Below are 10,764 nucleotides of genomic sequence, written 5' to 3'. Positions count from 1 at the left end.
GGTTCGACCGCCGCACCCCCCATGGCCTCAAATGTTCGGCCCCCCCCTGGCGGGGCAGGGGCGTTAACTATACGCTGTTTGTAGGCGCGGCTTACGCCGCGAAGCGGATGTTCCGTCCTATTACCGTTATCCGTGCATTTTTGTTGGGGCCAGCTGCGCGGCTTACGCCGCTCCTACAATCTGCTTATCGTTAACGCCGCTGCCGAGCATGGCTCGGCACTACCTTTGCAGGCATTGGCGGTAGCGGCTGTCTACCCGGTTGGCAAACCATTCGGTGGTCAGCTCGCGGGTGATCTTGGGGCTGTCCAGGCGGATGCCGGGGATCAAGGCGCGCGGCAAGGCCTTGCCAGCGCGTGCATCGGCCAGTGCAAACACCTGCGAATGCAACGCGCTGCTACTGAATTCCAAGCGATCCGACTGTGCAAGCGCATGACGTATCGCACGCTCATCCATGCCCAGCCGCGGCGCCAGCCTGCGCACTGCCAGCTCGGTCTGGCCCGGCTTGTCGATGGGCGCATCCGGCACCAGCAGATCGCCGTCCAGCGCCAATGACACACCGGTCAAACTGCTCACCGCGTTCTGGAATGCGGCATTGCGACTGGCGTAGCGGCCTGCGTTGTAGTCGGCGAACCGATGCACCTTTTGCGTGTAGGGCGTCTGGTAGCCGAGAAGATGTGCGATGCCGAAGTACACGCCCCCGCGGCGGGTGAACACTTCATCGCGGATGCTGCGCCCGACCGGGTATGGGTAGTCCTGCGCATTGGCCTGCGCAAACGGAATGCTGACCTGCATCGCGCCACCGGTCTGCACAGGATTCTTGCCGGCAAACAAGCGCTGCCCCAACGGCACGCGGCCGATGATCTCCTCGTACAGCTCACTCAGGTCGCGCTCGCTGCGCACCCGCGCCAGCTGCTCGCCGTAACTGCGTCCCTCACTGCCCTTCACCTTCAGTCCTGCATCCACCAGCAGCTTCGGTATGTGCATGGCCGCGGCACGGCGATCTATCTCGCCTCTGGCAATCCGCGGCAGATTGGGCACCTCGGGGTTGGCGTGGTAACCAGACTCCTGTTCGATCACGGCCAGTGTTGCGCAGATGTTCTCGACGGAAGGCTCGATGCGCTGCGCGTCGAAAGCCGCGCGTATATCACCTGCCCAGCCAAGGCGGTCAGGGACGGTTGGCGGAATGTGCCTGACGATCTGATCCTGCACCACAGCCGGTGCCGGCCCCGGCGGGGGCGATGGCAGTGTGCTGCAGGATGCCAACGCCAATGCCGCCAGCAGGCCCATCAGTCCCTTTGTCATTGCTCCGGCACGCCGCCGAGGGAAAACCACGCAGGTACTGCGCCAGCCATCGTATGTCGCCTGCCTGCCCATATACTTTGCACCCTCGCCTGTCCAAATCGCCGAACGTGGCTTGACCCTTGAGCGCCACCGCTGAACAGTACTTCCCGCTTGTGGTCCCCGCCACCTCCCTGCTGCTGGGACTGGCGTTGTTGGCCGGTTGGCGTTCATTGCGCGAGCACCGCTACCTGCTATGGCTAGCTGGCGGCTATATCTGCACCGCCTTTCCACTGGCCGCGCAGATCCTGATGGACAACGCCCAGCTGGCAACCTGGTCGGTGCTGACCGGTGCCTTGTACTGTGCGGGCAGCTGGGCCACCGCGCAGGGCTTCGCGCTCAGATCCGGCGGCAAAGTGCCGGTACCGGCCGCATTGATCATCAGCATGATCACCTTGCTTGCATTGTTCTGCTTCTCCAGGATCAGTGACGTTCTGGGCGCGCGCATCGTCTCCCTCAACCTCGGCATAGGGCTGCTGCTTGCACTGGCACTGCCGACGCTGTTTGGGCGCCTGCAAGCGGACACGCTCTTCGAACGCCTGCTGCGCCGGACCTACCTGCTGCTGGTGGTGTACGCCATTCTGCGGCCGCTGCTGGCCTGGCTGCTGGCCGGCTGGTTCACCAGCAGCGGCTTGCCGCGCTCCGGTCTGTGGCTATGGATGTTGGCCTTCAACCTGCTGCTCAATCTGTGGCTGTTGTTTCTACTGCTCGGCGGGCTGGCACAGCAACTGATGGGAGAACTGCGCCATGAGCGCAACCACGACCCTCTCACCATGCTGCTCAACCGCCGCGCCTTCTTCGAGATCGCCAACCAGCGCCTGCAACACGCTCCCGCCAACCATTGGGCACTGCTTGCCTGCGACGTCGACCATTTCAAGCAGGTCAATGACACCTGGGGCCACGCAGCCGGCGACAACGTGCTGCGTCAGGTCGGCGTACTGCTGCAGCAGATGGTCCGCCCGGGCGATCTGGTCGCGCGTTTCGGCGGTGAGGAGTTCGTGCTGCTGTTGCGCTGCGCCGATTTGCCGACCGCCATCCGGATCGCTGAACGTATCCGCATCGGACTCAGCCAGATGCACTGTTCCCCGGCGAAGCAGACCATGACCGCCAGTTTCGGCGTCACTCTGGTGACAGCAGCAGACGATCTGGAAAACGCATTGGAACGCGCAGACCTTGCCGTCTACAAAGCCAAGCACGAGGGACGCAACCGGGTGATTGCCAGTCCCTCCCAGAGCAACAATCGCAGCGGCAGCAGCCATGCGATCCAGCAAGCCACACGTTGATTTCAAGCCTTACCACGCCGGGCTGCGGCATGCCCCCTCACCGCCTGGGCGCAAGCAAGGCCGGCAATGAGCCACCGCGACTGCCACCGGGCCGCCCGGCTTTGCGCTAGGCTTGCCCTTCTTCCAGACTGCGCATTCCCGTGAAAACCGTTCACGCCACCCGCTACATCACACCGTTGCGCGAAGGCGGTTCACTGCCAGCGGTGATCGAAGCCGATGACGATGGCATGTATGTCATCAAGTTCCGTGGTGCCGGCCAAGGCCCCAAAGCACTGATCGCCGAGCTGGTGGTTGGCCGGCTTGCCCAAGTATTGGGCCTGCCGATGCCGGACATCGCCCTGGTTGAACTTGACCGCGAATTTGCCCGCACCGAGCCCGACCCGGAAATCCAGGACCTGATCCGCGCCAGCGAAGGCACCAACCTGGGCAGCGACTACCTGCCCGGCGCGATCAACTACGATCCTGCGGCGATGCAACCCGATGCCGAGCTGGCCTCGCGCATCGTCTGGTTTGATGCCTATACCAGCAACGTCGATCGCACCGCGCGCAATCCCAATCTGATGGTCTGGCACCGCAAGCTGTATCTGATTGATCACGGCGCGGCGCTGTACTTCCATCACGACTGGGAGAACGCCGGCGAAGCCTGTGGCAAGCCGTTCGTGTTGATAAAGGACCATGTATTGCTGCCGTTCGCCAGCCGCATTGCTGAAGCCGACGCAGCGTTGGCGCCCTTGCTGACCGACGCGGTCATCGACGGCATCGTCGCGCAGATCCCGGACAGCTGGCTGCAGAACGAGCCCGCTTTTGCCGATGTGACCGCCTACCGTTCGGCCTACGCCAGCTATCTGAAGCGCCGCCTGCAATTGCGCGAAGCCTTCGTACAGGAGGCCATTCGTGCCCACGCTGCATACCTATGACTACGCCATCATCCGCGTGGTACCGCGGGTGGAGCGCGAGGAGTTCATCAATGTAGGCGTGATCGTCTCCTGCCCGAGTGCAGGCCACCTGCAAGCCGCCATTGAAATTGATGTCGCGCGCCTGCAGGCGTTTGCGCCGCAACTGGATCAGGCCGCAGTGCAGCCGTGGCTGGATGCGATCGTCGCGATCTGCCGTGGCGAACCCGGCGCAGGACCAATTGCACAGTTGCCACCGCGCGCCCGCTTCCACTTCCTGACTGCCAAACGCAGCTCGGTGGTGCAGACCTCGGTGACCCATGTAGGCCGCACCGCCAACCCGGCTGGCATCGTCGAACACCTGCTTGAACGCATGGTGCGGACACCGCACTGAGTCAACGCCCGCGATACGAGGCGAATCGCACCTGTAGAGCCGAGCCATGCACGGCTGATGCTTTACCAGTAGTGCCGAGCCATGCTCGGCTTGGGCGCTACCGGTAAAGCCCCTGCCGAGCATGGCTCAGCACTACGCGTCCTTCCGGCGTGTCCGCAGCATCATTCCAGGTCGACCAGCTCCCTGGCCACATCACGCAGGCTGAACTTCTGCACTTTGCCGGTCGCCGTGCGTGGCAACGGACCGAAAACAAAGCGACGCGGCAGCTTGAAGCTGGCCAGGTGCTGGCGGCAATGTGCGATCGCCTCTGTTGCCTCAAGCTTCGAGCGCTCCTTCAACTCGACAAAGGCGCAAGGCGTTTCGCCCCACTTGGGATCAGGCCGCGCGACCACCGCCGCTGCCAATACTGCCGGGTGTCGGCACAGCACATCTTCCACTTCCAGTGAGGAGATGTTCTCACCGCCGGAAATGATCACATCCTTGGAGCGGTCGCGGATTTTCACCGCGCCATTGGCATAGACCACGGCGAGGTCACCGGTATGGAACCAACCGTCGGCGAAGGCTTCCGCCGTAGCACGTGGGTTTTTCAGGTAGCCCTGCATGGTGATGTTGCCGCGGAACATGATCTCGCCAACGCTGACCCCATCCCACGGCACTGGTTGCAGGGTATCCGGATCCAGTACCTGCATGTCTTCCTGCAACAGGCAGGCTACGCCTTGGCGGCTGTTGAGCTCGGCACGCTCGGCAATCGGCAACTGCGCCCATTCGGCCTGCGGCTGGCAGATCGAGGCGGGGCCATAGACCTCGGTCAGGCCATAGACGTGGGTGATCTCCACCCCCATGCGCTCCATCTCCTCCAGCACTGCTGCTGGTGGCGCCGCGCCTGCGACCTGTCCCTTGATCCCGACCAGGCCCTGCTTGCTTTCTTCCGGCGCGGCCGCGAGCGCGGCGTGGATTACCGGCGCGCCACAATAGTGACTGACGCCATGTTCGCGCATCAACTCCAGCACCCGCTTGCGATCAAACCGACGCAGACAAACCTGGGTGCCGGCAACCGCCGCCATGGTCCATGGGAAGCACCACCCGTTGCAGTGAAACATCGGCAGCGTCCAAAGATATACCGGATGCTGCGGCATGCCCCAGTCAATGATGTTCGCAACCGCGTTCAAGTACGCGCCGCGATGGTGATAGACCACACCTTTTGGATCGCCGGTGGTGCCGGAGGTGTAGTTGAGACTGATGGCATCCCACTCATCGCTCGGCAGTTCGAATGCGAACTCCGGATCACCAGTAGCCAGCAGCGCCTCGTACTCGATCTCACCGATGAATTGGCCGCTTTCAATCCCCGCATCATCGACGTCAATGACCCGTGGCGGACACTTGCAAAGCGCCAGCGCCTGCTCCATCAACGGTGCAAATTCGCGGTCGCTGAAGATGACCCTGGCTTCGCCGTGATCCAGCATGAACGCCAGGGTCTGTGCATCCAGCCGGGTATTGAGCGTGTTCAAGACCGCGCCCAGCATCGCCGGACCAAAATGCAATTCGATCATTGCCGGGGTATTGGGCAACAGTGCGGCGACGGTGTCGCCTTTGCCGATGCCCAGGCGCTTTAGCGCCGATGCCAGCCGACGGCAGCGCTGGTAGACCTGCGCCCAGTCCAGACGGCGCTCACCGTGAATGACCGCCAAGCGCCGCGGATGCACGGTTGCCGCCTTGCGCAGGAAGCTCAACGGCGACAACGCGGTGTAGTTGGCCTGGTTACGACCAAGATCCTGGTACATCTGGGGCCTCTCCCTCTCCAAGGATGTTGCTGGTAGAGAGTCGGACAGCTGGGACGAAATGTCGCTGCGACATTAGTCGCAGGGATTTGACTCGGGGTTTGAGGCTTCTGGCCGATAAAGGAGGTCGAAGCCCGCACAAAAAAAGCGCCGGCATGCCGGCGCTTTTCCAAACCTCAAACCCCGAAAAATCAGACTTCCGGCGCTGCCGGTGCGACTGTTTCCAGGGCTCCTGCGGCATCGTCTTCCAGCGCCTCGTCCTCAGCCTCGAGCGACGCATCCAGGCGTTCAACCGCCTGCAGCTTCTCGCCCTTGGACAGACGGATCAGGGTCACGCCCTGGGTGTTACGGCCGACGCGCGAGATCTCCGAACCACGGGTACGTACCAGGGTGCCACCATCGGAAATCAACAGCACTTCATCGCCAGTACCCAGCAACACCGCGCTGACCAACTTACCGTTGCGCTCGCTGGTCTGGATGCCGATCACGCCCTGGGTGCCACGGCCCTTGCGCGGGTAATCCGCCAGCGGGGTGCGCTTGCCGTAGCCGTTTTCGGTCGCGGTCAGGATGTACTGCACGCCAGCATCATCTGCAGCTTCGACAATCTCGCCGCCATCCGCTGCCACTTCCTCGACGCCGTTGTCGTCTTCGCTCTCATCCTCAACGCCGCCGGCACTTTCAGCGACGATCAGGCTGACGACTTCCTCGCCCTTGGGCATCTTGATGCCGCGCACGCCGGTTGCGGTACGGCCCATCGAGCGGACCTTGTCCTCGCCGAACCGAACGGTCTTGCCATTGGAGGCGAACAGCACGATGTCACGCTCACCGTCGGTCAGGCCGACGCCAACCAGCGCATCACCCTCGTCCAGGTTGATGGCGATCTTGCCGCGCGCCAGACGGAACGCGAACTCGCTCAGCGGCGTCTTCTTGACCGTACCGTTGCGGGTTGCAAAGAACACGAAGTGATTGTCGTCGTACTCGCGCACCGGCAACACCGCCTGCACACGCTCGCCATTCTCCAGCGCGATCCAGTTGATGATCGGTCGGCCGCGTGCGTTGGAGCCGGCTTCCGGCAACTGATGCACCGGCAACCAGAACACCTTGCCCGAGCTGGTGAAGGTCAACAAGGTGTCATGGGTGTTGACCAGCCACAGCTGCTCGATCGAATCCTCGTCCTTGGTCGCTGCGGCACTGCGGCCACGGCCGCCGCGGCGCTGTGCGCGGTAGGCACTGACCGGCTGGCGCTTGACGTAGCCTGCACGCGACAGCGTTACCACCACGTCTTCCGGCGCGATCAGATCGAGAATATCCAGATCTTCTTCGCTGTGACGGATCTCGGTACGACGCCCATCGCCAAACTCGGCGCGCACGCTTTCCAGCTCTTCGCGGATGACCTGCAGCAGCACATCCGGGTTCTCCAGGATGCGGATCAGGCCAGCGATGGTTTCCAGCAGCAGCTTGTACTCTTCGGTCAGCCTGTCCTGCTCCAGCCCGGTCAGGCGGTGCAGGCGCATTTCCAGGATCTGCGTGGCCTGCACTTCGCTGAGCTGGTAGTTGCCATTGACCAGGCCAATACCCTTGGGCAGGTCTTCCGGACGCGACGCCTCGGCGCCGGCGGCACCCAGCAGCGCACCCACCAGACCCGGCTGCCATACCTTGGAGAGCATGCGCTCCTTGGCCTCAGCCGGGTTGGCGGAGGTCTTGATCAACTCGATCATTTCATCGATGTTGGCCAAGGCGACGGTCAGGCCTTCCAACACGTGCGCACGCGCACGCGCCTTGCGCAGTTCAAAGATGGTGCGACGGGTCACAACCTCACGGCGGTGGCGGATGAACGCCTCCAGCACTTCCTTGAGGTTCAACAGCTTCGGCCGGCCATCGACCAGCGCCACCATGTTGATGCCGAACACCGACTCCATCTGGGTCTGCTGGTAAAGGTTGTTGAGCACAACCTCGGCCGACTCGCCGCGCTTGATTTCGATGTAGATGCGCATGCCGTCCTTGTCGGACTCATCGCGCAGCTCGCTGATGCCTTCGAGCTTCTTTTCCTTGACCAGCTCGGCGATCTTCTCGATCAACCGCGCCTTGTTCACCTGGTACGGAATCTCGGTGACGATGATCGACTCGCGGCCGTTGTCAGCCACTTCGATATCAGCCTTGGCACGGATGCGCACGCGGCCACGGCCGGTGCGGTAACCGGCGATGATGCCGGCGGTACCATTGATGATGCCGGCGGTGGGGAAATCCGGGCCCGGGATGTATTCCATCAAACCATCGACATCGATCGACGGATCGTCGATCAGCGCGATGCACGCGGTGATGGCTTCAGAGAGGTTGTGCGGCGGGATATTGGTCGCCATGCCCACCGCGATACCGGCCGAACCATTGACCAGCAGGTTCGGGAACCGGGTCGGCATGACCGTCGGCTCCAGTTCCTTTTCATCGTAGTTGGGCTGGAAATCGACGGTTTCCTTGTCGATATCGGCCATCAACTCATGCGTCAGGCGCGACATGCGTGCCTCGGTGTAACGCATTGCTGCCGCCGAGTCGCCGTCGACCGAGCCGAAGTTACCTTGACCGTCCACCAGCATGTAACGCAGCGAGAATGGCTGCGCCAGGCGCACCAGCGCGTCGTAGACCGACTGATCGCCGTGCGGGTGGTACTTACCGATCACGTCACCGACGATACGCGCCGACTTGAAGTACGCCTTGTTGCTGTGAGCACCCAGCTCATTCATCGCAAACAGGACGCGGCGATGAACTGGCTTGAGGCCATCGCGGGCATCGGGGAGTGCACGGCCAACGATCACGCTCATTGCGTAATCGAGGTAGCTCTTGCGCATCTCGTCTTCCAGGTTGACCTGGATGATTTCCTTGGCGTCTTCTGCCATTCGGGTTCCGTTGTCAGGTAGCGATCCTGTCCGCTGGCGGCACCATGACGGGCCACCCTGCCGGAAACTCGGATCAACCTGCGGAGTCTATCACAAAGGCCGGTTTTTCGCCGCCATTTGCGGGGCTTTTACCGGAAGAAATCAGGAACTTAGGGGCAGCCGGAGGATAGTGCCGAGCCATCCTCGGCAGGCGCCTTGCCGGCGGCCTATGTAGGAGCGGCGTAAGCCGCCAAGCCAAAGGGCTCATTGTAGCGCCGAGCCATGCTCGGCCGAGGCCTTAACCGACAAACCCCTTGCCGAGCATGGCTCGCACTACCTTCATACGCTTCTGCCGAGCATGGCTCGGCACTACCGGTTAGCTGGAGAACGCGGCGGCCATGATGGCCAGGTCCGGCTTCAGGATCACGCCGCGTTCGGTGACAATGGCGTCGATCAGCTCGCCCGGGGTCACGTCGAACACCGGGTTCCAGGCAGCAATGCCCTCGGCGACGGTGCGCACACCCCCCACACCGAACAGCTCACCCGGGTCGCGCTGCTCGATCTCGATCTCGTCGCCATGGGCAGTGCCCATGTCCACGGTTGAAGACGGCGCAACCACCATGAACTTCACGCCGTGATGGCGCGCGGCAATGGCCAGCTGGTAGGTGCCGATCTTGTTGGCGGTATCGCCATTGGCACAAATACGGTCAGCGCCGACGATCACCCATTGCACCGCACCGGTCTTCATCAGGTGCGAAGCCGCCGAATCAGCAATCAAGGTCGCATCGATGCCGTCCTGCTGCAGCTCCCAGACGGTCAGTCGCGCACCCTGCAACCACGGCCGGGTCTCACCGGCAAACACCTTCGCAACACGCTCCTGCGCCACACCAGCGCGGATAACGCCCAAGGCGGTGCCAAAGCCGGCGGTTGCCAGCGAGCCGGTGTTGCAATGGGTCAGCACGCCACTCCCCGGCGCGATCAACGCTGCGCCCAGGGCACCCATGCGGCGATTGGCAGCGAGGTCCTCATCGGCGATGGCCTGCGCCTCAAGCGCGGCGGCCAGCTTCCAATCCGAGCCGGCAGCGGCCAAAGCGCGACGCATGCGCGCCAGCGCCCACGCCAGATTGACGGCGGTAGGACGCGAGGCATTGAGTCGATCCAGGGCCGGCGCCAACAGCTGCAACGCGGCCGCACCGTCATCAGCCTGCACTTCGCGCGCAGCCAGCACCACACCCCAAGCCGCGGCGATACCAATGGCGGGCGCACCGCGCACGGTCAAGGCATGGATTGCCGCTGCAACCGCATCGCTGTCATGGCACAGCACGTGCTCGACGATGAACGGCAGTTTGCGTTGATCCAACAACTCAAGGGCCTCGCCGGTCCAGCGGATCGGGCGGATATGGTCGTAACGGGCGTAATCAATGGCGGGGGTATCGTTCATCCGGCCATTGTAATCGGCGCTGCCCGGCGCGGACCAATAACCTTGAATCAACCAGCCCTGCTCAATCGGCGGAAAATTCGCCGCGGCAGCCCTTGTCCACCCAGATTCCATTGCGGTCCCAGCCCCAGCTGTCACCTTCCCGGCAGGCCGCTTTGGACAGCTGCTCCACCAAGGTCACCCGACGGGTCACACTGACACCGCACTCGCGCCGCAGCTCCCCCTTGGACTCGCAGGTCACCCTGCGCGGGGTATCGACAAAGCCCGAACCGTCCTCGGCACCAACCTCGAACACCCCCTGGCAACCGCGACTGACCCAGATTTCCTTGCCGCTATATCCCCAGCTGCGCCCTTCGCGGCACGGCAGCACCGACTGCTGTCGCAACAGGCGCACAGGCGCACCGCGCAGCACCACCGGGCAAACCTCCGTCCGCCCCTTTGACTCGCAACGCACCACGCGCCGGGTCGTGCGACTGGAAGCCTGCGGCCGGGCAAATTCAGCACTGCAGCCCTGGCTCACCCAAACCGCACCGCCTTCAACACCCCAACTGGTCTCACGGATGCAGTCACGCCTGGACAGCTGCCGAACCAGTTGCACGCCTGCACTGGTATCCATGGCGCAGAACGTCCGCAGCTGCTCACCTGATTCGCAGCGCACCACCTGCCGGTCCGTCGCTGATGGCGCAGATTCCTGGGCTGCCAGCACTGTCGGCGCCAGCAATAGCAGCAAGCCACAGACCCGCTTCATCAGACGCTCCCCTGTTCGGTCA

The 10,764-nt window shown here is 63.1% G+C and carries 8 protein-coding genes; 3 read left to right on the top strand and 5 right to left on the bottom strand.

Going from position 1 to position 10,764, the window contains the following annotated elements; translation table 11 throughout:
• Nucleotides 1–219: 219 nt before the first annotated feature.
• Entirely contained in the window at nucleotides 220–1,302 is a 1,083-nt protein-coding gene (locus ACVOL0_RS09100; protein WP_481548815.1) for a DUF1615 domain-containing protein, read from the bottom strand.
• 119 nt (nucleotides 1,303–1,421) lie between these two features.
• Here ACVOL0_RS09100 and ACVOL0_RS09095 point away from each other — a divergent pair, with 119 nt between their 5' ends.
• From ACVOL0_RS09095 to ACVOL0_RS09085, 3 genes are all read left to right on the top strand, one after another.
• Nucleotides 1,422–2,621 (top strand): GGDEF domain-containing protein, encoded by a 1,200-nt coding sequence (locus ACVOL0_RS09095; RefSeq protein WP_481548814.1) that lies wholly within the window; start codon nucleotides 1,422–1,424, stop codon nucleotides 2,619–2,621.
• Between the two features lie 140 nt (nucleotides 2,622–2,761).
• Nucleotides 2,762–3,538, top strand: coding sequence for a HipA family kinase (locus ACVOL0_RS09090; protein WP_481548813.1), 777 nt, complete (start codon nucleotides 2,762–2,764; stop codon nucleotides 3,536–3,538).
• Complete coding sequence (locus ACVOL0_RS09085; RefSeq protein WP_481548812.1) at nucleotides 3,516–3,908, top strand: DUF3037 domain-containing protein; 393 nt, start codon at nucleotides 3,516–3,518, stop codon at nucleotides 3,906–3,908. Before ACVOL0_RS09090 ends, ACVOL0_RS09085 begins: the two co-directional genes overlap by 23 nt.
• 161 nt (nucleotides 3,909–4,069) lie before the next feature.
• On the opposite strand, the gene ACVOL0_RS09080 is transcribed toward ACVOL0_RS09085, so the two are convergent.
• The 4 genes from ACVOL0_RS09080 to ACVOL0_RS09065 all read right to left on the bottom strand — a co-directional run bounded on the left by ACVOL0_RS09080 (nucleotide 4,070) and on the right by ACVOL0_RS09065 (nucleotide 10,742).
• The gene (locus tag ACVOL0_RS09080; protein WP_481548811.1) at nucleotides 4,070–5,689 is read right to left on the bottom strand and encodes an acyl-CoA synthetase; all 1,620 of its coding nucleotides are present in this window, start codon (nucleotides 5,687–5,689) and stop codon (nucleotides 4,070–4,072) included.
• A 188-nt stretch (nucleotides 5,690–5,877) separates the two neighbouring features.
• Nucleotides 5,878–8,577, bottom strand: coding sequence for a DNA gyrase subunit A (gene gyrA / locus ACVOL0_RS09075; protein WP_481548810.1), 2,700 nt, complete (start codon nucleotides 8,575–8,577; stop codon nucleotides 5,878–5,880).
• 355 nt (nucleotides 8,578–8,932) lie between these two features.
• Nucleotides 8,933–9,997 (bottom strand): S-methyl-5-thioribose-1-phosphate isomerase, encoded by a 1,065-nt coding sequence (mtnA, locus tag ACVOL0_RS09070; protein WP_481548809.1) that lies wholly within the window; start codon nucleotides 9,995–9,997, stop codon nucleotides 8,933–8,935.
• 61 nt (nucleotides 9,998–10,058) lie between these two features.
• Nucleotides 10,059–10,742, bottom strand: a complete 684-nt coding sequence (locus ACVOL0_RS09065) for a DUF3011 domain-containing protein (protein ID WP_481548808.1) — start codon at nucleotides 10,740–10,742, stop codon at nucleotides 10,059–10,061.
• Nucleotides 10,743–10,764 lie beyond the last annotated feature (22 nt).

The organism is Stenotrophomonas sp. STEN021 (genome assembly GCF_056760175.1).
Note: the sequence above shows the minus strand (reverse complement) of the source record. Positions and strands in the feature narration are given on the sequence as shown.

Bases quoted from the DNA above. Each gene is read 5' to 3' on its own strand.
- ACVOL0_RS09100 (WP_481548815.1), bottom strand. From the start codon at position 1,302: ATGACAAAGGGACTGATGGGCCTGCTGGCGGCATTGGCGTTGGCATCC.
- ACVOL0_RS09080 (WP_481548811.1), bottom strand. From the start codon at position 5,689: ATGTACCAGGATCTTGGTCGTAACCAGGCCAACTACACCGCGTTGTCG.
- gyrA (WP_481548810.1), bottom strand. From the start codon at position 8,577: ATGGCAGAAGACGCCAAGGAAATCATCCAGGTCAACCTGGAAGACGAG.
- mtnA (WP_481548809.1), bottom strand. From the start codon at position 9,997: ATGAACGATACCCCCGCCATTGATTACGCCCGTTACGACCATATCCGC.
- ACVOL0_RS09065 (WP_481548808.1), bottom strand. From the start codon at position 10,742: ATGAAGCGGGTCTGTGGCTTGCTGCTATTGCTGGCGCCGACAGTGCTG.